Raw genomic sequence first — 25321 nt, 5'->3', positions numbered from 1 at the left:
CGTGCGCGGCTATTTGCGGCGGGCGGGATCGGCTTGCGTTTTCACCAGCCACGGCTTGACGATACCGGTCGGATGCGGCGTGCCGGTCAGGCGCACCGCGCGGACCAGCTTGACCGGGCGCAGCAGCAACTGCCCGCCCATGCCGCCGCCGGTCGGCTGCGCCAGGATCCGCTTCAACACAGGCATGCCCGACACGACATGGCCGAAGGCGGCATAGCCCTGATAGCTGCCCTTCGCGTCCATGCTCGGCATCGCACCGATCGTGATAAAGAAATTGCCGCCCGCCGACCCGGCATCGGCGCGCCGCGCCATCGAAATCGTGCCGTCGATGTGCTTGATCCCCGTCATCGCCGTTGTTTCGAGCGGAAACGGCGGCAGGATGCGCCGTGCGTCGGTCCGAATGCCGCCCTGGACGAAGCCATAGGTCGGCGCCTGCCGGTTTCGTGCCGACCGATAGAAGGTCATGTCGTCGAATCGCCCGTCGTCGACATAGCCCATGAAATTGGCGACCGTGCGGGGTGCGTGCCGGGCGTCGAGCGCCAGCACGACAGGGCCATAGGCGGTATCCAGCCGGACGCGCACGATCGCCGGTTCGCGCGGCGGTGCAGCGGAGCCAGCCGACGCGAACGCTGCGACTGCGAGAAGAGCATGGAAAAAGCGCATGATGAACCCTGGTTTGCAATGGCCGGCCGAGGCGGAATCAGCCACCATCGCCTATGTGATACCGATAACGATTGCGCGATACAAAAGCGCGATTGCACGTTTTGCACTTGCGACAATCCGTGCTGCGACGCACAAAGACCGTGCCTTTCAGGCATCCTCTCCTAAAAACTTTCCGGCCGGTCTCTGACCGGCCTTTTTTTTGGCCGCGATCCGGCGTACGGGTGCTGCGCCTCAACCGCGCCGTCAATGAGATATACGGAGCGGAGCCTGCCGGTAAAACCGGCACCGGTGTGGTCGGGGTGCGGGGGATCGAGTCCAACCGGCGTATCCGGACTCTCCCCCGCCCTTCCTTTTCCCAGCGAGCGATGCGCCCTGTTGCGGGAGCGCCTGTCATGCATATCGGCATCCTCGAAACCGGCGCACCGCCGGGCGATCTTGCTGAAAAGCATGGCACCTACGCCATGATGATGGCCGCGCTGCTAGGGCCGAGCCACCGCTATACGCGCTACGACGTCCGCGGCGGCGAATTGCCCGACTCGCCGGAAGCCTGCGACGCCTATGTCGTCACCGGATCGGCGGCGGGGGTGAATGACGGCCATGGCTGGTTCGAATCGCTTGCCCACTTCCTGCGCGCCTCGCGCGGCACGGCGCGGTTGATCGGTATCTGCTTCGGTCATCAGGCGATCGCGCATGCCTTCGGCGGCCGGGTGGTGAAGGCACCGCAAGGCTGGGGCCTGGGCCTGACCCGCTATGATCTCGTAACCCCGATCGCGGGCTTGGGAGACAGCGTGACCGCCATGGCCTCGCATCAGGATCAGGTCGTGACACCACCGGACGGCGCCGAAGTGCTCGCCCGCACGCCGTTCACGCCGTGCGCCGCGCTATCCTATGCCGACGGCGATGCGCTGACGCTGCAATTCCACCCCGAGTTCGACGCCGCTTACGCACGCGCGCTGATCGCCGCCCATACCGCGCCCGACATCGATGCGACCTTGCGCGATCGGGCGACACGCTCGCTGGACGGCCCCAGTGACAATGCTGCGATCGGCGCATGGCTGAACCGCTATCTGGCGAGCGGACGTCCCGCCTGACGGCCAGGCTGGCCGCACCGTTGAAAGGATCGTACGCCCCGACGATGGACGCACGCCCCCTTCCCGATCGGCCCCGGCTCGTGACCGAACGCCTGGTCCTGCGCCACCCGCAGCACCGCGACGCGGATGCGATCGTCGCGGCGATTGGCGATCGGGACGTCGCGCGACGACTGGCGCGCGTGCCGCATCATTATGGGCCTGAGGATGCCGCCTTTTTCCTGGACCGGATCGTCCCGCATGAATGGGTGTGGGCAATCACACGCAGGCACGACGACACGCTGGTTGGCGCCATCGGCCTCACGCCGTCCCCGGCGCCGGATGTCGCCGAACTCGGCTATTGGCTCGGCCGGCCGCACTGGGGGTTGGGACTGGCAACCGAGGCCGCGCGGGCGGTGCTGGCGTTCGGGTTCGACACGCTGGCACTGCGGACGATCACATCGGGATATTTCCTGTCGAACCCCGCCTCCGGCCGCGTTCTGGATAAGCTGGGGTTCGTCGAGACGGGCCCCGCCATGCGCCCATGCCTCGTCGAGGGCGGCGACGTGCCATCGATGGAGGTACGGCTGGCGTCCCGCTGACCGCTTCCGCTCCGCCCCCGACGCTGGCAAAGGCCGGGCCGACCACGATGGAGACGACGGTGCCCCTTACCCTCTACGGCATCCCCAATTGCGACACGGTGAAGAAGGCGCGCGTCTGGCTGGATCAGGCGGGCGTGTCGTACCACTTCCACAATTACAAATCCGATGGAGCCGATGAGGGGCGACTGCGGCACTGGGTCGACACGCTCGGCTGGGAGGTCCTGCTCAATCGCGCGGGCACGACGTTCCGCAAGCTGCCCGACGCCGACCGCGCCGATCTGAATGCGGACAAGGCGATCGCGCTGATGATCGCACAGCCCTCCATGATCAAGCGCCCGGTGCTGGAGGGCGACGGCGTGCTGCTGGTCGGCTTCAAACCCGATGCGTGGGCTGCCGCGCTGGGGTGACGTTGCGTCGCGGGGCGTGCCGCGGCATCCTTATTTCCAAAAGAGGGGGATGCGATGACACGCGGCAGACCGGCGACGCCTGTATGGTTCACCATCGTTGTGATGGTTCTGGTCATCTGGGGCGCAGTGGGCGTGTTCGCCTGCGTCCAGCAGATCCGCCTGGGCGCGGAGGCGATGGGGCCGGCGGACGCTTATTACCGACGGCTGTATGCGAGCTTCCCGATCTGGTACAATGGCGTCTACGCCATCGCGACCGGCAGCGGCCTTGCTGCCGCGCTCGCGCTGGTGCTGCGGTCGGCGCTGGCCCGACCGCTGTTCCTCGTATCGCTGGTCGCCGTGATCGTGCAGTTCGGCTGGCTGTTCGTCGCGACCGACATCATCGCGGTGCGCGGCGCGGCGCAGGTCGTCCCCTTCCCCGTTTTCATCGCCGCGGTGGCGCTGTTCGGCGTCTGGCTGTCGGGCCATGCGCGTCGGCGGGGATGGATCGGTTGAGCCAAGGCGCGTAAGGCCTGCTGCCATGTCCACGACCTATACGATCGACACCGCGACCAGCCGTGCGAATCCGACGCCGGCGCTGCGCAAGCGCCTGACCGTCCCCGCGATCCGCCAGCGCAAGGGGGCTGAGCCACTGGTGATGCTGACCGCCTATACGGTGCGCACAGCGCAATTGCTCGACGCGCATTGCGACATGCTGCTGGTCGGCGACAGCCTGGGCCAGGTGATCTACGGCCTACCCTCCACCGTGCCCGTCACGCTCGAGATGATGGCGGCGCACGGCGCGGCGGTGGTGCGCGGCAGTGCGCATGCGGTGGTGGTCATCGACATGCCCTTCGGCAGCTACGAAGCCTCGCCCGAAAAGGCCTTCGAAAGCGCCGCGTGGCTGCTCAAGCAGACCGGCGCCGCGGCCGTGAAGCTGGAAGGCGGCGCGGCGATGGCGTCCACGGTCCGCTTCCTGTCCGAACGTGGCATTCCGGTGATGGGCCATGTCGGGCTGACGCCACAGGCGGTGAACGTGCTGGGCGGCTATGGCGCGCGCGGGCGGACCGAGGCGGAGGCGGAGAAGATCGTCGGCGATGCCGTCGCCGTCGCCGAAGCGGGTGCCTTCGCCGTCGTGATCGAAGGCGTGATGGAGCCGATCGCGATTCGCATCACGCAAGAGATCGCCTGTCCGACGATCGGCATCGGTGCGTCGGCGCAGTGCGACGGGCAGGTGCTGGTCGCCGAGGACATGCTCGGTCTGTTCGAACGCACTGCGCGCTTCGTGAAGCGCTACGACGACATGGCCGGCCGCATTTCCGCCGCAGCCGAAGCCTATGCCAGCGAGGTACGGGCGCGCAGCTTCCCCGGCCCTGAGCAGATCTATCCCGCGAAGGGATGATCGACGCGCAGGCCGACAGCCTGCATGACCTTTTGTTTCCCGGCGGGCGTCGCTAAGAGTGCGCGCCAGACTTTTATCGTCCGCCCCTTATCGTCCGGAGCCCTCCTTGGCCCTTACGCCGCAAAACAACGATGCGTTCCTTCGCGAAGTCGACGACGAACTGCGCCGCGACCAACTGCTGACCTTCTGGGAACGCTATGGCCGCTGGACCATCGTGGGAATCGTCGCCGCTCTCGCGGCGTTCGGCGGATTCCTGTACTGGCAACACCGCCAGACCGAAGCGGCGGGCGTGCAGGGCGAACAATTGCAGGCCGCCTACGACCAGCTCGGCAACGGCCAGCCCGATGCCGCCGCCAAGGCGCTGGCGCCGATCGCGCAGACCGGCCGCCCCGGCTATCGTGCGCTGGCTCAGATGACCGAAGCGGACATCCTGCTGTCGAAGAAGCAGGACAAGGCCGCCGCCGCCAAGTTCGCCGCGATCGCCGCCGACAGCAGCGTCGCGCAGCCGTTCCGCGATCTCGCGCTGATCCGCCAGACCGTCGCCGAATATGACACGCTGAAGCCGCAAGTGGTGATCGAGCGGCTGCGGCCGATCGCCGTTCCCGCCAACGCCTATTTCGGCAGCGCGGGCGAACTGGTCGCGATGGCCTATCTCGACAGCGGGCGCCGCGACCTTGCCGGCCAGATGTTCAGCCAGCTCGGCAGCACCGAGAGCGTGCCCGAGACGATCCGTCAACGCGCGGTTCAGATGGCCGGATCGATGGGGGTGGATACATCCGCCGCCAAGGTTCGCGTCGTTACCCCCGCCAGCGCCGCGACCGCGCAATAACCCGCCGCACGATAGAGAAGGCCTCGCGTAGATGAAGACCACCATTCGTGCCTCGGTTGGCATTGCGGCCCTGATGGCCTTGTCCGCCTGCGGCGTGTTCAAGGGCGCACCCAAGAAGACGCCGACCGTCGGCCAGCGCGTGCCGATCCTGACGTCGGAAAACGGCATCGAGGCCGATCCGTCGATCGCCGACATCCAGGTGACGCTGCCCGCCCCCGCCGCCAACGCCAGCTGGTCGCAGCCGGGCGGCAATGCCGCCAAGTCGATGGGCCAGCTCGCGCTCGCCGAAACCCCGTCGCGCATCTGGGAAAGCCGGATCGACGGCGGCTCGGTGCGTGAACGGCTCGCCGCCGCGCCGGTGATCGTCGATAACAAGCTGTATATCGTCGACGTGCAGGCGCAGCTGCATGCCTTTGCCGCCGATACAGGTGCCAAGCTGTGGAGCGCCAGCGTCGCGAGCGGCGATGCCAATCGCCCCGCGCGCTTCGGCGGCGGTGCCAGCGTCGAGGGCGGCCGCGTGTTCGCCACCGACGGCCTGGGCGACGTGGTCGCGTTCAACGCTGCGGACGGCAAGGAAATCTGGCGCGCCAAGCCCGGCGGCCCGCTGCGCGGCGCACCGACGCTGGCCAATGGTTCGGTCTATGTGCTGAGCCAGGACAATCAGATCTTCGCGATCGACCAGAGCGACGGCAAGGTGCAGTGGGCGCAGTCCGGCACGCTGGAAACGCAGGGCGTGTTCGGCGTCGCGGCACCGGCCGCCAGCCAGGGCACGATCGTCGCCGGCTTCTCGAGCGGTGAGCTGAACGCCTATCGCTACGAAAACGGCCGCGTCCTGTGGGGCGATGCACTGTCGCGCACCTCGATCACCACGTCGGTGTCGAGCCTGTCGGACATCGACGCCGATCCGGTGATCGACAACGGCCGCATCTTTGCGGTCGGCCAGGGTGGCCGTATGGTCAGCCTGGATCTCGCGACCGGTCAGCGGTTGTGGGAACAGAATTTCGCCGGCATCTCGACGCCGTGGATCGCGGGCGACTGGCTGTTCGTCGTCACCGACAACGGCCGCCTCGTCTGCCTCGCCCGCTCGAACGGCAAGGCGCGCTGGATCGCGCAATTGCAGCGGTTCAAGAACACCAAGAAGCAGAAGGGCCCGCAGGTCATCTGGTTCGGTCCGGTGCTGGCCGGCAACCGCCTGATCCTGACCAACTCGCTGGGCCAGATCGTCTTCACCTCGCCGACCGACGGCAGCATCGTGAACACGATCGACACGAAGGACAGCTTCGCGCTGCCGCCGGTGGTGGCGAACGGCACGCTCTACACGGTCGGCCAGTCGGGCAAGGTGACGGCGTTCAAATAAGCCGCGCCTCCTGGCGACGGGAGCATGAAAAGACAGGGACGCCGCGGCCGCCACAGGCCCGGCGTCCTTTGTGTGTCTGACGACACCTTTTTGGGCGCGATGGAGCGTCGCCATCGGCGGGCGCTCCCATCCTAACCTACTAAAAGTACCATATCGGGCCAGCAATCTTTCGTCACTTTCGGGCGCGCCCGGCGTTGTGATGGGGTCTTTCCTGTCGAGGTCCTGTCCGTCCATGCCGCATCCCTCTGATCGTCTTGCCGTTCTCGAATCCCGACGGACGTTGAAGATGGCGCGATCGGCCCATGCCTATGTGCGGGGCAATACGGCGAAATTCTACGAGTGGCTGGCGGCGTCCGACGCGGCACGGCGTGTGCCGGTGGGGCCGGCGGTGTGGATTTGCGGCGACTGCCATCTCGGCAATCTGGGGCCGATCGCCAGCGGCGACGGGTCCGTCGCCATCCAGATCCGCGATCTCGACCAGGCGGTCATCGGTAACCCCGCACACGACCTCATCCGGCTTGGCCTGTCGCTGGCCACGGCCGCCCGCGGCTCCGACCTGCCGGGTGTCGTCACGATGCGGATGATGGAAGCGATGGTCGATGGCTATGCCGCTGCGATCCACGACCCGACCAGCGGCGACCCCGGCGTCGAATCCGATACCGTCCGCAGCGTCGAACGCGAGGCGTTGGGCCGGCGCTGGCGCCATCTGGCGAAGGAACGGCTGGATGCGGTGGAGCCGCGCATCCCGCTCGGCAAGAAGTTCTGGGAGCTGGCGCCCGAGGAACGCGAGGCGCTGACCACGCTGTTCGCCGACGAGCGCGTCGCGGCGATGATCCTGTCGCTGAAAGGCAAGCCGAAGGATCGCGAGGTCCGGCTGGTCGATGCCGCCTATTGGATGAAGGGGTGCAGTTCGCTGGGCCTGCTGCGCTATGCGGCGATCGTCGCGCTCCGGACGCGCAAGGGCAATTGGTCCTATGCGCTGGTCGACCTGAAGGAAGCGACCGCCCCCGTCGCACCGGCGGCACGCGGTGCGGCGATGCCGCGCGACCCGGGCGAGCGGGTCGCCACAGCCGCCCGCCACTTGTCGCCCTATCTCGGCGCGCGGATGATGCCGGTCCGGATGCTCGACCGGTCGCTGTTCATTCGTGAGCTGACCCCGCACGACCTGAAGCTGGAGGTCGAGCAGTTCAGCCGCGGCGAGGCGATCCGCGCCGCCCGCCACCTCGCCTTCGTCGTCGGCACGGCGCACGCCCGCCAGATGGACGCCGCCGCGCGCGCGGACTGGATCGACCAGCTCGAATCGGGCCGGCACGGGCAGCTTGATGCCCCCTCATGGCTGTGGGAAAGCGTCGTCTCACTCTCCGGTAGCCATGAGGCAGGCTATCTCGATCACTGCCGGCGGTATGCGCTGGCGGCGTAGGCGATCGTGGCTACACCGTCTTGCCCTACACCGTCTTGCGCAGCGTGAAGCTGATCGTCCGCCCCAGCGGATCGAGATAGGCGGACTGATAGCTGAGCGGCGTCGCGCCCAGCCGGTCGCGGACCTGCGGCCGGGTGTTGAACAGGTTCGTCACACCCAGCGAGGCGCGCGTCCCCTTCAGCCATGCAGGCGCAGTCTTCCCACCGAACCGATCGGCGAGATTGGCGAACAGGTTGACGTTCACCGTGGCGAAGCTTGGGAACCGCAGGTCGCCCGCGCTGCCCGCCCCCTGCAATGTCGTGCCGCTCTGCCACGTCGTCGTGACCCGCGCGCCAAGCCCCCGCTTGAACACCCCCGCCTGTGCCTCGATCTCGTGGCGGCGGCGCCCGCCGCGCAGGTCGATCGCGCCACCATCCAGCAGGTCGAGCGTCGGTAGCCGGTCGTTCAGCTCGATCGCGTCCTTCAGATACCAATTGTGATAGAGGCTGACGAACAGCCGGCTGCGTAGATTTTCCCCCGCGCGCGCCATGGCGCTGCCCGGCTCCGCGCGCGTCATGATGGCCCCCGGGTTCGCCCGCATGGCCTCCGCCTCGCTGCTGTACACCCGCATTCGGGCCGCCTGGAATCCGGGGGGCACCGCGCCGAGCGGGCGTGTGAAATTGACCCCCCAGCGCAACTGACGTTGGCGGGATTCGGCGAAATTGAGCGGCCGCCCGTCGATCCCGGTCAGCCGGCCGCGATCGTTGCGGGTGAACCGGCCGGGAAAGGCCGCCTCGATATCAGGCGTCACGATCGGAAAGGTGGCGATGGGGCGATCGATCCGCGTCGCGACATAATCCACGCTGAGGGTAAGGTCCTTCTGCGCCAGCGGGCGGACGTTGACGCCCAGCCGGACGACATGGCGATCGTCGCTGCGCAGGCCAGGATTGCCGCCCGACACGCGGGTGACGTCCACCACCTCCCGCCGCGCGAGGTCGAACGTCCGGACGTTGGGCGTGACGAGCGTGGGGCCACCGAGTTGTTCCAGCGTCGGCGCGCCCTCCTCATGCGTGGCGGATGCGATCACGTTGACCGCAGGCACGGGTGACCAGGCGAGGCCGTAACCGAACGTCCGCAGCGTCCCGACGTCCGACAAGCGCTCCAGCGCGACATTGGCGTTGAGGCTGAGCGTGCCGAAGGGCGACGGCGAACCCGGCTTGCGGCTGAGGATCGGCAAAGCGATGTCGATCTGTGCCGCCCCCCGGTTGCGCGCGAGGTCGCCGATCTGCGTGACGCCGCCGATCGACGACCGGCTGTCGAGCCCCCGGAATGCGACGCCCGCCTGCACGCTCGCCGACAGCGGGCCGGCCGGCAGGTCTGCGATCGGACCGTTCAGCAGCAGGTCGGCCCCGGCGAGCGTATCGACGAACCGCGCCGAATCGCGTCGCCCCAGGTCGCTGGGGACATCGGTGCGGAGGATGCTGCCGATGCGATCGTACGTGCCGGTGACCGTCCACTGCCACTGCCCTTCCCTGCCGCCCAGCGTCGTGCCGAGATGCGCGACCGATCGCTCGCCATCCCGCCGCAGCACCTCGTCACCGGCCCGTCCCAACAGGCTGTGGCTCTGGTTCGATTCGAAACGGCCGTTCAGCGTCGCGGTCGAATCGCCCGCCATCCGGCCGCTGACCAAGCCGTTGACCGCGATCTGTTTGGTTTGGGGCAGCAGCGTTCGCAACCGACCCAAGTCGGACACGCCACCGATCTGGACGATATCCCGATCGCTTTCACGCAGCACCGCGGCGCGATTGTACGTCGCCCCCAGGCTGACGCGCGTATCGCCGCGCAGCGCGAGATAGTCGGCACTGCCGATCGTGCTATCCCGGCCGCCCTCGGTCGGCGCGACATAGCCGAGCTGCCCCACGCGCGACCGGAAATTTGCGAAGGTTACAATGTTCACGACCTTCTGGTCGGCGCGATAGCCGTATTGCAGCGCGAGCTCCTCGGGGAACACCTCCATCCGCTCGATCGCCTCGGTGGGAATGCGCGCGATTTCCGAAAAGTCGGAGATGCGCCGGCCGTTGAGCAACGTCACCGGCGTGCCGTCGCCCCGCCCGCGGTTGCTCGCGACCTGCGGCCCCAGCGCCTCCAGCAGCGCGCCGATCGAATCGGCGCCATAGGCCCGCAGATCAACCGGGCTGAATACGCGCTCGGGTGACAGGTTGCCGACCACGGCGCCCCGCGGCTTTTGCGCGGCGACGACGATATCGTCCGGCGCGTGCGCCGGCGCTTTGCCGAACCCGGGCGGAGGATTCTTGCGAAACCGTTCCTCCAACTCCCGCTGGATCTCCGGCGGAAGCGGCTTGCCGTCCGCACCGCGAAACTCAATCCGCGGCCCCGCCTTGGCCGCCGGCTTCGCCTCTTGCGCGGGCGTGGGCGGCGTCGACGCCTCCTGTGCCGCGACACCGCTTGCCGCACCCCCCGTCAGCAGCATCGCCGCCCATCCGTGCCGAACCATCACACCGTTCCTCCCTCGCTGGTGTCGTGGATGGACAGGGAAGCGGACGCGGGTAGCGTGGCGATGGCGCGCCGGTAGCCGTGGCTGATACGCAAATGCTACACAGCGCTGCTAGGAGGGTCGGCATGGAGTCCGCGGCCATCGCCCCTAGTACGATCCTCGTCGTCGATGACGACGCCAGCATTCGCGATGCGATCGCCGACTTTCTGGGCGGTCACGGCTATGCGGTGCGCACCGCGCGCAATGCCGCGGCCTGCGATCACGAACTAGCCCAGGCGCCCGTCGACCTGATCGTGCTCGACGTGATGATGCCTGGCGAGGACGGGCTGTCGCTCTGCCGCCGGCTTGCCCCGGCGGGGACGGCGATCCTGATGCTCAGCGCGCTGGATGCGGTCACCGACCGGATCGTCGGGTTGGAGGTGGGCGCGTGGGACTATCTGACCAAGCCGTTCGAGCCGCGCGAACTGCTGGCCCGGGTGCGCGCGCTGCTGCGCCGCCCCGGCGCGGAGCGCGCCGATTCCGGTACGAAGGACGGTGTCAGCTTCGCGGGCTGGTGGCTCGACATGGAGCAGCGGCGACTGCGCGACCCGGCCGGACGCCCGCTGGCGCTCAGCGAGGGCGAGCATGCCCTACTGGCGGCCTTCGTCCGCCGTCCCGGCCGTATCCTGACGCGCGATGCACTGCTGGATCTGGCCCGTGGTCTCGATGCGGCCTCCTACGACCGCGCCATCGACATTGCGGTCAGCCGCTTGCGCCGCAAGCTGGGGGACGCCGATCCCGCGCCCCTGATCGAAACGGTGCGCGGCGTCGGCTACCGCTTTCTGCCCACGGTGCGGCCGGCATGAGGCGACCGCCCAGCGCGCTCGTCGCGATCGGCGGGTTCGGCGTCGCCGTGGCGACGCTGAGCGTCGCGACGACCGCGGCGATCGTCATCCTGGCGCCGCAACCGCCTGCACCGCGGTTCAGCGCGGCCGAGGCGGTCGCCGCGTTGCGCCGGCCGATGCCCGGCTTCGACCGACGCTGGCGTGCCGATCCGCCATCGGGCACGCGCGTGCCGATGCTGGAAGGGCTGATCGCCGGCGCACTCGGCCGATCGCCGGGCGACATCCGGGTAACCTGGCCCGATGGGACGCGCCGGTCGAACATCATGGTCCAGCGCACGACCGTCACCCATGTCCCCCCGCCCGGGGCGACGACGATACCGCCGTCCATCGTCCTTCTGCGGCGGGGCGGCACGCGGTTCGACATGGTGAGGCCCGAGGCGGCCGGCGGGGCGATCCGCGCCGCGCTGATCGGCGTGCCGATGACGGCCTTCGCGGCAAGCGTGCGCCAGCCCGACGGACGCTGGCTGACCGTATCGGCGACGCAGCCGCTGCTGGGTGGCTGGCAGCGGAACATCCTCATCGCGTTGGGCGTCAGCCTGCTGCTGCTCGCCCCCCTCGCCTGGATTTTCGCCCGTCGGATGACCCGGCCGTTCCGGATCTTGGCCCGCGCCATCGATCGTGACGATACGGTCGCAGGCCTGCCCGGCGGCCCGCGCGAATTGCGCGAGGCGGCGGCGGCGATCGCCTCGATGCGCAACCGGCTCGCCATCGAAGCGGCCGAACGCGCGCGGATGCTGACCGCGATCGCGCACGACCTGCGGACACCCCTCACCGGGCTACGCCTGCGCGTCGAGACCGCGCCTGAACCACAGCGATCGCGCATGGTCGCCGATGTCGACCGCATGCAGGCGATGATCGGCGAGGTGCTGGCCTTCGCCCGCGACGCCGCCGCCCCCGCCGCGATCGTCGAGGTGCGCTCTCTGGTCGCCGCGATCGTCGCGGATGCACGCGACGCCGGGGCGAGCATCCGCCTGCTGCCCGGTGAGGATGCGTGGGTGCGGCTACCCGAACCGGCCTTTCGCCGCGCGGTCGAAAATCTGGTGCGCAACGCGGCCGATTATGCGGGCGGGGGCGACGTCGCGGTGCGGCAGGATGGCGCCACCGTGCTCGTGTCGGTCACGGACACGGGGCCTGGCATTCCCGCCGCGGATCGCGAGCGCCTGCTGCTGCCCTTCGAACGCGGCGAGGCCTCGCGCAATCGCGGCACGGGCGGGGCGGGCCTCGGCCTCAGCATCGTCCACGACTTCGCCGCGCAGCACCGCGGCACCTTCACCTTGGGCGAGGGCCCGGACGGCGGCACGATCGCGACGCTGCGACTGCCCTCCGCCTGAGCAGTTCCGAAAACCACCCGCGCTCGACATCCCGATGACGGCGGAAGAGGCCGCCATACGGGGCATCAGACGTGGTATAGCGCCCACCCGACGGCCCTAGCTTGCAGCCGTCACGCGACCGCGCTCAATCGTCGTAGACCCACTCGGACCATTTGACGACGTTATGGTGGCTGCAATTGACCAGCTGGACCGTGCATTGCTTGGTATTCCAGTCGCTTTCGCACGAATGGCGAACATGGGCGATCGCCTCGTCCTGCGTGCTGCCGGTATCGACGCTGTCATGCCCCACCACCGGCCGGCCGCCCTCCACGGCGCGGGCGACCGCCGCGCATTGGTTGGTGTAGGACAGCATCAGCTGACACGCCGTCCCGCCATTCTGGCGGCAATTGGTCAACACCCCGTCCTGCGCCTCGCGCTTCGAGGGATATTGATAGCTGCCGAACCAAACGCCCTTGCCCTTGTCATAGGCGATGGCGCCGAAGGCCCGCTCGATCCGGTGGAAGCCTTGCAGGCGCGGCACGGGCGGTCCGCAGTTGGGACTCCCCTGGGGGACACCGTTGCAGATGAAGGGCGGCCGCACCTGCGCGTCGACCCGCGATATCCGCGACAGGCCGAGGGCGATGGCCGGCACCGCCAGGGCCATCGTCCCCCAGAGCACAGCGCGGCGTTGTGCCAGCATGTGCTACAGCCCCAGCGCGTTGCGCAGGCCGCCGAGGCTCCGCTTCTTCGGCTTCTCGGGCGGCGTGTCGGTGGCGGCGTTGCTTTCGATCTGAGCGCCGGGGCCGCAGCGATGCTGCTTGTCCAGTTCGGCCCCCACGGCGCCACCGGCGGCGCTGGCGGCCACGGCCCCCTGCCCGCCGCCGCCAATCTTGCTGCCGAGCAGCCCGCCCAGCGCCATGCCATAGGCCGCCTTCATGCCGCCGTTGACCGTCTTGGAACAGTCGGTGACGTCGCGCGCCTTGGAGGTGTGGACCTTCGGTCCCGTCCCGCCGGCGGCGGACGCGGTCGCCTCGCCCGTCGCGGCCCCGGCCGCGCTCTTGTCGACCGTCACTTCGTAGATCGTCGTGCGGTCCGGCCCCTCGAACAAATGGAGCATCACCCAATCGTCCCCGCGCTGCGCGACGATGACGCGCATCCGGTTGCCGAACAGCCCATCGGCAAACCCGTCCGGCGCGACGCGATCGGTCAGGAAGATCAGCCGCCCCATATCCTTGCCGCACGCCACGGTGCCCGTGCAGTCGAACACGGTGCGATAGCCGGCGCGCTGTAACAGCCCGGTGTAATAACGGCCCACCGCCAGCGTCGGAACCGCCGTGGGCGTCGCATAGTCGATATGCGTGACCCGCCCCTCGAGCGTCCGCACAGCCCGCGTCGTCGTCGCATCGTCGATGCGGGCGATCGGCAGGACCACCTGATCCTCTGCCGGCGGCCGGTAGTTCTTGATCGCGGCGCCGGCATAACGCGGCAACAGCGGATGATCCTCACCGGGCCGATCGGCCCAGGCAGTGGAGGCCGTTGCGGCCAGAACGAGCGCGATGGGAATGAACCGCATTGTGATCTCCTGCGTCAGGAATGGACCAAATGGCTGTGTTGCCCGTATAGGACAGATTGATGCAGATCAACCCGGAATGTCGGGTCCTGCGCGGTGTGTCCGCGCGCCGGACGAAACGGGATCAGAACCGGAAGCCGAGGCCGACCACCGCCTGATGCCGGTCGTAGCTGCCAGCGTAGTTGGCGTAGCGATATTCGGCCTTCAGCGTCGTGCGATCGCTGACGTGATGCTCGACGCCCGCGCCAAGACGAAACCCGTCGACCGTACCGCTGGTCGTCTGGCGCGCGGCGAACATCTGCTCAACATTGGTATAGCCCGCCTTGCCATATAGCAGCGTCGCATCGCCGATCGGTGTTCCGAGACGGCCTCCGACATAAGCGTCCCGTCCCGTCGTCACGCACAGGCTGCTATTGCTGCCGCTCGTCGAATAGCGGACGCTGCACTGGCGGTTCGACGAGCCGGTCAATTCGCCCTCGACGCCGACGACCAGACCGTTCCGCTGCCAGTCATAGCCGATCTGCCCGCCATAGGTCGCGCCGGCGCTCCAGTCGCTGAAGCGGTTGGCGCCGTCGACGCCGACGATCAGCGTAACGCTGCCCCCCTCGAAAGGCCGGGCCACGTGATCCTGCGCGGCGGCAGGCGTCGCGCCGATCAGGGCCAGAATCGAAAGGGCGGCAGTCCATCGCATCGTCATTCCTTCGTGTTGATCGTCTCGCACGATCGCATCGACGTGCTGACACGGAGGAACCGCAGTCCGGGCCGCGAACTTTTTTCTAGAAGCGCCGGGTGGCCGAGAGGGTCAGGGTGCGCGGATGATATGGCGTGTAGTAACGGGCGGTCGTCGCAGCGAAGGGATTGCCGAAGGCCAGGGTATCGACACGCACCCCGGTCAGGTTGTCGACGTCGAGCGCCAGCGTCAGTTGGCGAGACTGGCCGACCACACCGAATCGCCCGATGACGCGGGCCGGCATCCGCCGATCGGCGGGGTAATCCAGCCCCAGATGTGTGGCGCCGGTCAGTTCGGCGGACAGGCGCGGCACGACCTGCCACCCGCCCAGCGTCTGTGCCCGAGACACCGCCAGCCGTGCCGACAGATCGGGGACCAACGGCAAACAGCGTGAGGGCCCATCGCGACGCCGCGGGCGCTGCGCCACCCCGCCCGCCACGATCCGCCAGCCTTCTGTGGCCTGCCAGTCGACGCTCGCGTCCACGCCGACGATGCTGGCGCGTCCCGCGTTGCGCGTGCCGATCCAGCCTTCGGGACGGAGATAGTCGGACTGGATATCGCTCCACCGGGTGAGGAACAGATTGCCGTCGATGCCCAGCCGCCCGCCAAGCAGTCGCATCCGGCCGCCGAGGTCGATCGCGCGCACCCGATCGGACGCGTAACGCCGCGTCACGCCGTCGTCGGTATTCAATCCGCCCGGGCGGTAGGCCGTGGCGATGCGGGCATAGACGATCTGCCCCGGATTGGGGGTGTAAGATAGCGAGACGTTGGGCGTCACCCCGATCTCTGCCGGCGCGCGGCCGACTGCGCGATCGATCCCGAAGCTGTCGTTGCGTGTTCCCGCGCGAAAGACCCGGAGGCCAAGCCCTAATCGCCAATGCGCCGTCAGCGCCGCCGACCCGTCGACGAACACCGCCGCCTCCGTCACCGCGCGACTGGCGGCCCCACGACGCGTGACGATCCCGTTGCGCGCCAGTCCGACCAGATTGCCCTCGGTCCGCGTCGACAGGAACGCGGCACCCGCCACCCAGACGAGCTCCCCGCCCTCCGCCGAATTGACGCGGATTTCCTGGTCCACCACGCGCAACATCCGGTCGTTGTAGATGGCGATCGGCACGCCGGGGGTGAGTATGCCGCCATCGTAGCGCTGGCTTTGGCTCTGCGTCGTCAGCCCGGTCGCGACGGTCAGCCGCAGCGCCCCGATCGGCCCCGTGATCGATCCCTGATAATGCGACAGGCGCGCCTGATACGGCTCCGCGGTCGGCACGCTGCGACGGTACGCGTCGGCGCGATCGACATAGGACGTATCGCGGGCATCGATCGCCTGCCGCACCGCGCTGGCGTCGATCAACCATGACCCGACGGGTGCGGCGCGAAGCGCGAGCCGTGCGCCGCGAGTCACCGTCCGGTTGATATTGCGGCGACCATCATCGTCGTCGATCCAGCCCGGATCGACCGTGCCATAGCCGACGATGCGCAGCCCCAGCCCATCGTGGATCAGCGGCACGTTGACGACGCCTTGCGCAGACGGCCCGATGCCGCCGCCCGCGACTCCGGACAGGCCGACGCCCACGTCCGTCTCCACCCTATCCAGCACCGGACGGTTCGTGACGATCCGATACACGCCGCCCAGCGCGCCCGTTCCATATAAAGGCCCCTGCGGTCCCTTCAGTATCTCGACACGCGCAACATCGACCAGCCGCAGGGCGGGATCGGCGCCATCGAAGGCGATGCGCGCATCGTCGAGCTGGACGCTGACCGGCGACTGGCTAAAGCCGTTGAACACGCTGTCGGCGATACCGCGCAAGAACAGCCGGTCCGCGCCCGGCCCCGCACCGGTCAGCGTAAGGCCATCGACGGCCCGCGCAAGGTCACGCGTCGTGCCGATTGCTCCGCCCCCCGCCATGTCCGGGCGCAGGATCGCGACCGGGGCCGGAATGGTGGACATGACCTCGTCGCGCTTACGGCCGGTGACGACGATGTCGGGCAACGGCACGTCCTCGACGGGCGCCGTCGCGACCGGCGCCGCGCGGGGCGCAAGCGATAGGCCTGCGGCGCGACGCGCACCGCTTCCCACCCGAGCGGGCCGAGCAACTGCGCCAGCGCGTCCTCTGCGGTCATCCTGCCGCGTAACCGCACCGGCGCCAGCCGTGGCAAGGTGCCATCCTGCGTGATCGAAATCTGCGCCTGCGCCGATAGCTGCGCCAGCGCGCCGGTTAGATCACGTGCGTCGATATTCAGGTGATAGCGTCCGCTCTCCGCCGCTACTGGCGCGACCGCGAGGCTAACGAGCGGTGCGATCGGCCAGATGTATCGCATCACCATCCACCCGCAGTGGCAGCCCTGTCAGCGCAGCGAGAGACTGGGCCATTTTCCGCCCGTCGCCTTGCGCGATCATCCCCGAAAAGCGGCGTTCCGCCAAGGCGGGGTCGACCGTTACCGCCGTTCCGCTCGCCCGCGCGATATCCGCGACGACGAGGCCCAGCGGGACGTCGTCATACACCAGCGGCCCGCTCCGCCATCCGCCGACCGTGTTCACGTCGATCGATCGTAGCACGCCGCGATCCTGACCCTGCATCGTCAGCGCGCGGCCCGCCACCACCGCCATCGCGTCGCCGCGATCGGGCGACGAGACCGCCACTTCTCCCTCGGCCACCGCGACCCGCACCATCCCCTCGCCCATCGCGATATCGAACCGCGTGCCGACGTCGCGGATCGTGTAGCGGCCGGCTTGGACGGTCAGCGGTCGGCCGGCATCGTGGCGCACATCGAAAAACGCGGCTCCGTCCAGCGTCAGCGCCTGTTCGCGCGAGGACGGGACGCCAAGCACGCTGCCGGGCGCCAGGATGGCACGCGACCCATCGGCCAGACGGATCGTCCGCACCTGTCCGGGAGCGGTGCGATAGGCGATGACCGCCGGTTCGCCAGTTCGCCGCCCCTGATACAGCAGGCCCAGCACCGCTGCGATCACGGCGGCGGCGATCGCGCTCCAGGCGCCCCAGCGCGGACTACGCCGCCCAGGCAGCGGATCCGCGGATCGAGGGTGCAGCGTCGGTCCCGCCGCATCGATGCGATCGTCCAGCAGGGCCATGGCGTCATAGGCATCGCGATGGCGCGGATCGGCCTCCAGCCAGTCGGTGAAGGCCGCCCAGTCCATAGCGTCATCGGCCTGCGCCAGATGCCAGCGCGCCGCCGCTTCGTCGATGTCCGCGCTCATGTCGTCCAGACGCCGCCCGTCCACCATTCCTCAGTCCTTCAGGGCGCGGCGCAAATGCACCATCGCCACCGCAATGTGTTTTTCGACCCCGCTCCGGCTGATTCCCAGCCGCGCGGCGATCTCCGCATGGCTCAGCCCGTCGAACTTGTGCATCCGAAAGGCCCGCCCCGCCGCCTCGGGCAGCGCGGCGATCGCAGCGGCGAGCCGCGCCGTTTCCTCCCGCTCCACCATCTGCTGGTCTACAGCGGGGGTCGGGTCGACCGGCTCGTCGCCCGCGCCGCCCCGCTCGACGGCCCACGCACCATCGCGCACGACGCGCCGCCGCCGGGTGCGGATCATGTCGAGCGCGACGTTCTGGGCTGCGCGGTACAAATAGGCGCGGGGATTGGCGATGGGGCCGGTCGCGCCACTCTCCAGTCGCAACCACAACTCCTGCATCGCGTCCTCCGCCAGCGCCGGTTCGCCCAGGCGAGCCGTCAGGAAACGCAGCACCTCGGGCCGAAGCGACGTATAAACGTGGAGTAGCCCGGAACTGGGAAGCAAGCCGATACCATCTTCGTTGCGATTGTCCCGCGACGGGCATGGACCACCGTGATCCGCAGCAATGGCGGCGTTCATTGCCGCACCGGCGACGCTATGCAACCCTGTGGCTCGGTGGCGGGCCGCCCCACCCGGCACCGCGATAGCCGATGGGATCATGAGAGCGTGGCATCCCGCGGCCTTTACCGCCGCCCCTCTTTCGTCGGGCTTATTTGATCTAAATCATGTCCGACGCGGATATTTCAAAGTGTTGCTGTGTTGGGGCCGCACGATCTGGAGGCGGCGATGGCAACGACGGCAGGTACGATCACGACGCCCTCCACTGACGGCACGGCCGATCGCAAGCGTGCGACCGGCGCGCTGGCGGCCCTCAATTTCTTCATGGCGGACATGCAGGCGGGCATCGGCCCGTTCCTCGGCGTCTTCCTGCAACAGCGTGGCTGGCAGTCCGGGCCGATCGGCACCGTCATGACCGCCGGCGGTGTCGCCGGCATGCTGTTCACCGCGCCGGCGGGCGCGTTCATCGATCACACGACGAAGAAGCGGCTGGTCGTTGTCGTCACCGGCATCTGTACCGTGCTCGCGTCCTTCCTGATCCTGTGGTCGCAGGCCTGGGCGGTGGTGACGGTCAGCCAGGTGGCGACCGCGATTGCCGGCGCCGCGATCGGCCCGGCGGTGGCGGGGATGACGCTGGGCGTCGTCCGGCAAAAGGGCTTCAACGCGCAGAACGGCCGCAACCAGGCCTTCAACCACGCCGGCAATATGATCGGCGCCGGCCTGTCCGGATGGCTGGGATGGAAGTTCGGCATGCCCGCGATCTTCTATCTGTCGGCCGCCTTCGGCGTGCTCGCGATCATCTCCGTCCTCTCGATCCCCGAACGGGCGATCGACCATCAGGCGGCACGTGGCCTGGAAAAGGGCGACGAAGGGCAGGACGGCGGCAAGGCCGAAGGCTTCAAGGTGCTGATGCGCAACAAGCCGATGCTGATCCTGGCGCTGGCGCTCGCCTGCTTCCATCTCGGTAACGGCGGAATGCTGCCGCTGTATACGCTGGCAGTCGTCGGCGCGGGCCAGGGCAATCCGGCGCTGTTCACCGCGACCACGGTCGTCGTCGCGCAGGCGGTGATGATTGCCGCCAGCATCGTCGCGATGAAGGTCGCGGCAGGGCGCGGCTATTGGCTCGTCCTGCTGATTTCGTTCGCGGCGCTGCCGCTGCGTGGGTTTCTCGCGGGCACGATCATCCAGCATTGGGGCGTCTGGCCCGTTCAGGCGCTCGACGGCATCGGCGCAGGGCTGCAGAGCGTGGCGGTGCCGGGCCTCGTCGCCTGCCTGCTCAAAGGCACGGGGCGCGTCAACGTCGGCCAGGGCGCGGTGATGACCGTGCAGGGCGTCGGCGCCAGCCTGTCGCCCGCGATCGGCGGGTGGATCGCGCAGGCCTTCGGCTATCGCGCCTGTTTCTTCATTCTCGGCAGCTTCGCGATCGCCAGCCTTGCGCTGTGGATCGGCTTTGCCGCCACGCTGCGCCCGGCCTGCGCCGGCACCGATCAGGACTAGGTGAAAGGACGATCCGATGGGCACTTCAATCTGCTGGGCGCATATCGGCGACCTGCACCTCGACGAGGCCGACGACTGGCAGGGCCTAGGCCGGCTCGAATCGATCGTCGATCAGGTTAATCGCGTCGCCGACGGGATCGACTTCGTCTTCGTCCCCGGCGACAACGCCAACCACGGCACGCCCGACCAATATGCGCGGATGATGGCCGCGCTGGGCCCGCTCCAGATACCGTGGCGGATCATTCCCGGCGACCATGATTTCGAGCCCGGCGATCTTGCCCATTACGACGCCGCCATCCCCGCCGCCAACCGCCCGGAGGCGGAGACGATCGCGGGCTATCGCTGCCTGTTCCTCGACATCATATCGGCGGGGGCTGGCGGCCCCGACTTCCGCGTGACCATGCACCACCGCAACCGGCTGGCCGAAGAGCTCGCCCGGGCCGAGGCGGCCGATCAGGTGCCGCTGGTCTTCATGCACGCCTATCCGGGCGACCTTGCCGCCGACGGCGATAGCATCGCCCGCACCTTCGCCGACGCGCGCGTAGCGTTCGTCGATACCGGCCACACACATTACAACGAACTGCTGAACGACGGCCGCGTCATCTATGGCGCGACCCGTTCGACCGCCCAGATCGAGGAGGATGCCGGACGCGCCGGCTTTGCGATCGTCTGCGTCCATGGCCGCGTGCCCAGCTGGCGCTTCCGTCGTCTCGACGCCGCCTGGCCGCATGTTCAGATCGTCAGCCCGTGCGACGCCCGTCTGGTGACGCGCCCCGCCGATCCGCATCAGGTGCCGCGCCCCGGCGCCGTCACCATCGTCGCGCGCCTCTTGGGCGCGGCGGCGGATGCGACGGTCGAGTTGCGCATCGACGACGGTCCCCCCGCCCCCATGCATCGCGCCGACGACGGACTATGGCAGGCGACCGTTTCGATGGAACAGGCCGGCGCGCATGCCGTCACCGTGACGTGCGGCGACGCTCACGACCGGATCGACCTTCTCGTCCGCGGCGAACAGGACATCCCCAAACGCCGCCTCCACGCAGGCCTCGGCACCGACGCCCACGCCATCGGCGCCTGGCCGATCGCCAGCATCGACGGATTGCAGCTAGGCCCGAACAAGAACGGCGGACCACCGGAATGACGCGGCTGTCTACCAATAGCCACCGGGCGGCTGGATACCACGTCGGTCGATCTCATCGAAGGGAGGCCGGATGACGCGATAGCGCGCGTTCGCCGGCGTTTTACGAGCAATACCACTCCGATCAACAGCCAGGCAGGTGAGCCGCGCATGCAAGCGCGCGGACTGATCTACGATTTTCTGATGGCCAGCGATCTCGACCGCGCCCTTATGGTGACGAACATGCTGCCCCCTCCACGGATTGTGCAACGGTCGATGACGGTCTGTCGGGGGTTCTGGAATGGCTCCCGGAGCTCAATAGTACGGTGCTGGCTGCCTATTTGGCGCGACTTCAGACGACTGGGGCAATGGCGCGGCTTTGCCCGAATGGATTGGGTGCCGAGAATGCTGCGGCCGTCTGGTTCAAGGCTGGCAACGATGCGAAAGCGCTGGATTCGGCTGCCGCCGCTAAAAAGCCGTTGGTCCTTGCCCGGACCCAGTCGGAAATTACCGAACGGCGCTTGTCGGCAGGCGATGTGGAAGGCGCTCGATCCTTGGCACGCACCGCCGCGGCGGCCCCTGCGTCTCTGACCGCAGGAAGCGTGTTTGAGCGTGCGAGTGCGGCAAGAGTACGTGTTCGTCTCATCCACCAGTTGACCCGCTCGGGTGAGGTGAGAGAGGCGGAGCATCTGGCTGCCGCATACCCCGGGCCCGGCTGGCGCGGTTTCGCCTATTCGGTCATCGTTGCAACGACGAACCGCGAGCGGGCGGTGCCCAACTGGGGCGGGCCATTTCTCGATCTTACGGACGTACCGGCAGATCGATGACGACGTGGGCGCGATCGCCTGAAGACGTTGGAGGGCGCCGTGGGTGTCTCAAGCATAATCGGCGCGGTAAGCAGCGAAGATGGACTACGTGACCGGTGGGTCAGCCGCTTGGACGACCCACAATCAAACGTTCGCGACCTGCTTCCGGATTTCCAACTTCTGCCGTTCGTCCATCAGCCTGAGGAAACTTACATCCGGAAGCGAATCGTTCCCCCGACTGTACGCGGGTCGCTCGGTGTCCCGACGATCAGGCCCGAATTGCCCGCCTGGATCGTCAGGTTCTGGATGTAGTCGGCGTCGAGCAGGTTTCGTGCCCAGACGATCAGTTCCAGCCCGTCCGCGAAGCGATAGCCGATATTGGCGTTGGTCAGGTTGTAGCTGCGGATATAGGTGAAGCGCGACAGGCTAGGGTCGCCGTTGAAGCCGCTGCGCGAGGCGGTATCGACATGGACGAAGACCTGTCCGTTACCGACGTGTCGCTGATAATCCAGCCCGGCGGTGATCGCGAAGCGCGGCAGCGAGGCAAGACGCTGGCCGGTGAGGCTGCACCGCGTGGTGGAAGCGGTTTGCACCTCCAGCGGACATGGGCCGGCGGGATAGTTGGTATATTCGCCGTCCGAATAGGCGAAGCTGGTGCGTGCGCTAAGGCCCGGTAGGATGAGCGCGGTCACGTCCGCCTCGATACCCTTTACCGTCACCTGCGGGATGTTCGACAGGTAGCCGCGTAGCTGCACCGTCTGCGTCAGCGAGTTCTCGACGACGGTCGCCTGAAAGTCGCGAACCTTGGTGTAGAAGCCATCGATGTTGAAGATCAGCCGGTTGTCGAACAGCGAGTTTTTCAGGCCCACCTCATAGGTTTCGTTGCGCTCGGGCCGCACCACCGCGGTCGCCAGCACCGGCCGGTTGTTGCTGTCGAGTGGCAGGCCCGACATGTTGATCCCCCCCGATTTGAACCCGCGGGCATAGCTCGCATAGGCCATCGTCGTGTCGGTCACCTGCCATGCGAGGTTGCCGCGCCCCGACAGGCTGCCGTCGCTGTCATGCGACTCATAGCTTTGCGGGCGCAGCACGCCGAGGCGGGCGTTGATGAGTGCGGTCTTGGTCGTCGAAGGTCCACCCGAGACGCTGGTGGTGTAAAAGCCGTCCTTCTCCTCCTGCGTATAGCGCAGGCCGACCGTCGCGGTCAGGCGGTCGAAGACGCGGTAGTTGACCTCGCCGAACGCGGCGTAGCTGAGGCTGCGGAAATCGGTGCGACCGTCCTGCCCGTAACCGTCGAGCAGGTTGGACGGCACCGGCGTTACCACGGCGGCTGCGCCCGTGCCGGTCGTGACGGTCGTCCCGATCAGATAGCGGGCGGCGGCCGGACCATAGATGCTGATCGGCCGCCCGGTCAGGCGCTGGCGGAAGCCGTAGAGGCCGACGACATAGGACAGCGATCCGGTGCCGTTCGAGGCAAGGCGCAGTTCCTGGCTATACTGGTCCTGCCGCGACGGAATGTGCTGCGAGAGCTGGACGGGCAAGCCGGTATAGTCGCGGTCGTTCTCCGCATCCCAGTTCCAGAAGCGCCATGCGCTGACCGAGGTCAGCGTGACCGGACCTAGGTTCCAGTCGGTGATCGCGCTCACGCCGCCTTCGTTGGTGTCGACACCCAGCGGGCCGTCGATGTCGGTCTTCCGATCGTAGACATTGGTGCTCGGCGGCGCATAGCCGAACTGCGCGGCCAGTCCGTTCGGCCCGCCGAACTGGCGATTGGCGGCGCGCAAGCTGCTGCCGGTGCGCAGATACACCTGCCCGCAGCAATAGGCCTGGAAGTTGGTGACGTCGGCGATGACGCGCATCTGGATGGTGTCGGCGGGCTTGAATAGCAGCTGCCCGCGCACCGCCTGCGTGCCGATCGTGTTGGCGGCGCGGCCGGTGCGAACATTGTCGAGCACGCCGTCGCGCCGGGTCGACACGCCCGAGATCCGATAGGCGATCGTGTCGGTGATCGGCCCCGACGCCCACCCCTTGGCCTGCACGAAATTATAGTTGCCATAGGACAGTTCGGCGAACCCCTCGCGGGTGAAGGTCGGCGCGTGCGTGGTGATGTTCAGTGCACCAGCGGTCGTGTTCTTGCCGAACAGCGTGCCCTGCGGCCCGCGCAGCTCCTCGACCTGCTCGATGTCGGCAAAGTCGAACGCGGCGGTGGCTGGCCGGGCGTGGTAAACCTGATCGACATAGAAGCCGACGCCCGGCTCCAGCCCGTCATTCGCCTGGCTGACAGCGACGACGCTCGATCCCAGCCCGCGGATGGTGAAAGCGGTGTTGCGCGGGTTGGCCGAGCTGTAGTTCAGCGTTGGGATCAGCGTCGTCAGACCCTGCGTATTGACCGTGTAGCTCTGGTCGATGAGGTCACCGCCCACCACCGACAAGGCTGCAGGCACGCGCTGCGCATCCTCCGTCCGGCGGCGCGCCGTGACGATGACGTCGGGCAGTCCCTCTCCCCGATCCCGGTCGCTCGCGGTCGTGCCTTGGGTCGTTTGCGCCAAGGCGGGTGCGCTAAACGCCGGCATGACCGTCGCACACAGAAGACCCGCGAGCCGCTTCGACATCGACAATACCCCGTTTAGAGCGGCCGTTTCCGCCGCTTTATATCCGGTCGTATATCGATGGTGTATTCAGCCGTATACAGAGATTTACTGGGCCCAAAGCGATCAATCGGGCGCTACCGGCTCCTGCCGCAAATATTGGCGAAGCTGCGCATAGGCCGGGCGGTCGGCGATGGCTGAGGCCTCCCGCTCCATGTCGCGATAGGCTTCGAGGACGGCGATGCCCGTCGGCGACACCCGCGCGCCCCGCTCGCGTCCGCCGCCCTTGATCGTCTCGACCACGACGGGGTCGAAACAGCGGTTCATCTCGTCGACCAACAGCCAGGCGCGACGATAGCTCATGCCAAGCGCCCGCCCGGCCGCGCTGATCGAGCCATGTTCGATGATCGCCTCCAGCAGGTCGGCCTTGCCCGGCCCCATGGCCAGTGCGTCGCCGCAGGCGATCTGGATCTTCAGCCAGAGGGGCCCGAGCTTCATCTTACTTGCCGATCATCACGTCGCTGGCCTTGATGATCACCGTGACGGCGTCACCCTCCGCCAGACCGAGTTCGGCAATCGCTTCTTCGGTGATGCTGGCGGTGACGACATTCCCGCCGCCGATGTCGACCTTGATCGAACCGTTCACGGCGCCCGGCGCAATCGAGACGATCGTGCCGGAGATCTGGTTGCGTGCGCTGAGCTTCATGATGACCCTCCGTTGGATGACCATCGGTTCTAACCGCACTGGTCGCCATAGCCTATATCGTCCCGAGAACGGGACGAGAGCA

At 67.9% G+C, this 25321-nt stretch carries 25 protein-coding genes; 14 read left to right on the top strand and 11 right to left on the bottom strand.

Annotated features, from left to right (window positions below; genetic code table 11):
- Nucleotides 1-9: 9 nt before the first annotated feature.
- Entirely contained in the window at nucleotides 10-663 is a 654-nt protein-coding gene (locus tag ACP690_RS06670) for a peptidylprolyl isomerase (RefSeq protein ID WP_426260558.1), read from the bottom strand.
- Here ACP690_RS06670 and ACP690_RS06665 point away from each other — a divergent pair.
- From ACP690_RS06665 to ACP690_RS06625, 9 genes are all read left to right on the top strand, one after another.
- Complete coding sequence (locus tag ACP690_RS06665) at nucleotides 662-850, top strand: hypothetical protein (protein ID WP_426260557.1); 189 nt, start codon at nucleotides 662-664, stop codon at nucleotides 848-850. The two genes, ACP690_RS06670 and ACP690_RS06665, sit on opposite strands and share 2 nt — an antisense overlap.
- 205 nt (nucleotides 851-1055) lie before the next feature.
- Complete coding sequence (locus tag ACP690_RS06660) at nucleotides 1056-1754, top strand: type 1 glutamine amidotransferase (RefSeq protein ID WP_426260556.1); 699 nt, start codon at nucleotides 1056-1058, stop codon at nucleotides 1752-1754.
- Nucleotides 1755-1834: 80 nt separating this feature from the next.
- A complete protein-coding gene (locus tag ACP690_RS06655; protein WP_426260555.1) occupies nucleotides 1835-2332 on the top strand; it encodes a GNAT family N-acetyltransferase in 498 nt (165 codons plus the stop codon).
- A gap of 59 nt (nucleotides 2333-2391) precedes the next feature.
- Complete coding sequence (locus ACP690_RS06650; RefSeq protein ID WP_426260554.1) at nucleotides 2392-2739, top strand: ArsC family reductase; 348 nt, start codon at nucleotides 2392-2394, stop codon at nucleotides 2737-2739.
- 54 nt (nucleotides 2740-2793) lie between these two features.
- Nucleotides 2794-3231, top strand: a complete 438-nt coding sequence (locus tag ACP690_RS06645; RefSeq protein WP_426260553.1) for a hypothetical protein — start codon at nucleotides 2794-2796, stop codon at nucleotides 3229-3231.
- Nucleotides 3232-3256: 25 nt separating this feature from the next.
- Nucleotides 3257-4117, top strand: a complete 861-nt coding sequence (gene panB / locus ACP690_RS06640) for a 3-methyl-2-oxobutanoate hydroxymethyltransferase (protein ID WP_426260552.1) — start codon at nucleotides 3257-3259, stop codon at nucleotides 4115-4117.
- A gap of 106 nt (nucleotides 4118-4223) precedes the next feature.
- Nucleotides 4224-4946, top strand: a complete 723-nt coding sequence (locus tag ACP690_RS06635; RefSeq protein ID WP_017979295.1) for a tetratricopeptide repeat protein — start codon at nucleotides 4224-4226, stop codon at nucleotides 4944-4946.
- Between the two features lie 31 nt (nucleotides 4947-4977).
- On the top strand, nucleotides 4978-6303 hold the full coding sequence (locus ACP690_RS06630) for a PQQ-binding-like beta-propeller repeat protein (RefSeq protein WP_426260551.1): 1326 nt from the start codon (nucleotides 4978-4980) through the stop codon (nucleotides 6301-6303).
- Between the two features lie 232 nt (nucleotides 6304-6535).
- Nucleotides 6536-7723: a DUF2252 family protein gene (locus tag ACP690_RS06625; protein WP_426260550.1), complete on the top strand. Its 1188-nt coding sequence runs from the start codon at nucleotides 6536-6538 to the stop codon at nucleotides 7721-7723.
- Nucleotides 7724-7748: 25 nt separating this feature from the next.
- Here the strand turns inward: ACP690_RS06625 and ACP690_RS06620 are convergent, their stop codons facing one another.
- On the bottom strand, nucleotides 7749-10217 hold the full coding sequence (locus tag ACP690_RS06620) for a TonB-dependent receptor (protein WP_426260549.1): 2469 nt from the start codon (nucleotides 10215-10217) through the stop codon (nucleotides 7749-7751).
- 125 nt (nucleotides 10218-10342) lie between these two features.
- On the opposite strand from ACP690_RS06620, the gene ACP690_RS06615 reads away from it, so the two are divergent.
- Nucleotides 10343-11062 carry a response regulator gene (locus ACP690_RS06615; protein WP_426260548.1) on the top strand — a complete coding sequence of 240 codons (720 nt, stop codon included), beginning with the start codon at nucleotides 10343-10345 and terminating at the stop codon, nucleotides 11060-11062.
- Complete coding sequence (locus tag ACP690_RS06610; protein ID WP_426260547.1) at nucleotides 11059-12432, top strand: sensor histidine kinase; 1374 nt, start codon at nucleotides 11059-11061, stop codon at nucleotides 12430-12432. Before ACP690_RS06615 ends, ACP690_RS06610 begins: the two co-directional genes overlap by 4 nt.
- Nucleotides 12433-12556: 124 nt before the next feature.
- Here ACP690_RS06610 and ACP690_RS06605 read toward each other — a convergent pair whose 3' ends face one another.
- The 6 genes from ACP690_RS06605 to ACP690_RS06580 all read right to left on the bottom strand — a co-directional run bounded on the left by ACP690_RS06605 (nucleotide 12557) and on the right by ACP690_RS06580 (nucleotide 18546).
- Complete coding sequence (locus tag ACP690_RS06605; RefSeq protein WP_426260546.1) at nucleotides 12557-13111, bottom strand: DUF4189 domain-containing protein; 555 nt, start codon at nucleotides 13109-13111, stop codon at nucleotides 12557-12559.
- Nucleotides 13112-13114: 3 nt separating this feature from the next.
- Nucleotides 13115-13984 (bottom strand): hypothetical protein, encoded by an 870-nt coding sequence (locus tag ACP690_RS06600; protein ID WP_147035931.1) that lies wholly within the window; start codon nucleotides 13982-13984, stop codon nucleotides 13115-13117.
- Between the two features lie 121 nt (nucleotides 13985-14105).
- Nucleotides 14106-14672, bottom strand: a complete 567-nt coding sequence (locus ACP690_RS06595) for an outer membrane protein (protein ID WP_426260545.1) — start codon at nucleotides 14670-14672, stop codon at nucleotides 14106-14108.
- 85 nt (nucleotides 14673-14757) lie between these two features.
- Entirely contained in the window at nucleotides 14758-16701 is a 1944-nt protein-coding gene (locus ACP690_RS06590) for a TonB-dependent receptor (protein WP_426260544.1), read from the bottom strand.
- A 294-nt stretch (nucleotides 16702-16995) separates the two neighbouring features.
- Nucleotides 16996-17955: a FecR family protein gene (locus ACP690_RS06585; protein WP_426260543.1), complete on the bottom strand. Its 960-nt coding sequence runs from the start codon at nucleotides 17953-17955 to the stop codon at nucleotides 16996-16998.
- Nucleotides 17956-17958: 3 nt separating this feature from the next.
- Nucleotides 17959-18546: an RNA polymerase sigma factor gene (locus tag ACP690_RS06580; protein ID WP_426260542.1), complete on the bottom strand. Its 588-nt coding sequence runs from the start codon at nucleotides 18544-18546 to the stop codon at nucleotides 17959-17961.
- A 207-nt stretch (nucleotides 18547-18753) separates the two neighbouring features.
- Here ACP690_RS06580 and ACP690_RS06575 point away from each other — a divergent pair, with 207 nt between their 5' ends.
- The 3 genes from ACP690_RS06575 (at nucleotide 18754) to ACP690_RS06565 (ending at nucleotide 21966) form a co-directional block, all read left to right on the top strand.
- Complete coding sequence (locus tag ACP690_RS06575; RefSeq protein ID WP_426260541.1) at nucleotides 18754-20022, top strand: MFS transporter; 1269 nt, start codon at nucleotides 18754-18756, stop codon at nucleotides 20020-20022.
- Between the two features lie 16 nt (nucleotides 20023-20038).
- Nucleotides 20039-21163, top strand: coding sequence for a metallophosphoesterase (locus tag ACP690_RS06570; RefSeq protein ID WP_426260540.1), 1125 nt, complete (start codon nucleotides 20039-20041; stop codon nucleotides 21161-21163).
- Between the two features lie 344 nt (nucleotides 21164-21507).
- Nucleotides 21508-21966 carry a hypothetical protein gene (locus ACP690_RS06565; RefSeq protein WP_426260539.1) on the top strand — a complete coding sequence of 153 codons (459 nt, stop codon included), beginning with the start codon at nucleotides 21508-21510 and terminating at the stop codon, nucleotides 21964-21966.
- Between the two features lie 188 nt (nucleotides 21967-22154).
- On the opposite strand, the gene ACP690_RS06560 is transcribed toward ACP690_RS06565, so the two are convergent.
- From ACP690_RS06560 to ACP690_RS06550, 3 genes are all read right to left on the bottom strand, one after another.
- Nucleotides 22155-24557, bottom strand: coding sequence for a TonB-dependent receptor (locus ACP690_RS06560; RefSeq protein ID WP_426260538.1), 2403 nt, complete (start codon nucleotides 24555-24557; stop codon nucleotides 22155-22157).
- A gap of 102 nt (nucleotides 24558-24659) precedes the next feature.
- Nucleotides 24660-25031: a winged helix-turn-helix domain-containing protein gene (locus ACP690_RS06555; RefSeq protein ID WP_017979311.1), complete on the bottom strand. Its 372-nt coding sequence runs from the start codon at nucleotides 25029-25031 to the stop codon at nucleotides 24660-24662.
- A 1-nt stretch (nucleotide 25032) separates the two neighbouring features.
- Complete coding sequence (locus tag ACP690_RS06550) at nucleotides 25033-25239, bottom strand: TOBE domain-containing protein (RefSeq protein WP_043060051.1); 207 nt, start codon at nucleotides 25237-25239, stop codon at nucleotides 25033-25035.
- Nucleotides 25240-25321: the final 82 nt, after the last annotated feature.

Origin of the sequence: Sphingomonas sp. DC4900 (assembly GCF_049896485.1) — a bacterium.
GTDB lineage: Bacteria > Pseudomonadota > Alphaproteobacteria > Sphingomonadales > Sphingomonadaceae > Sphingomonas > Sphingomonas aquatilis.
Note: the sequence above shows the minus strand (reverse complement) of the source record. Positions and strands in the feature narration are given on the sequence as shown.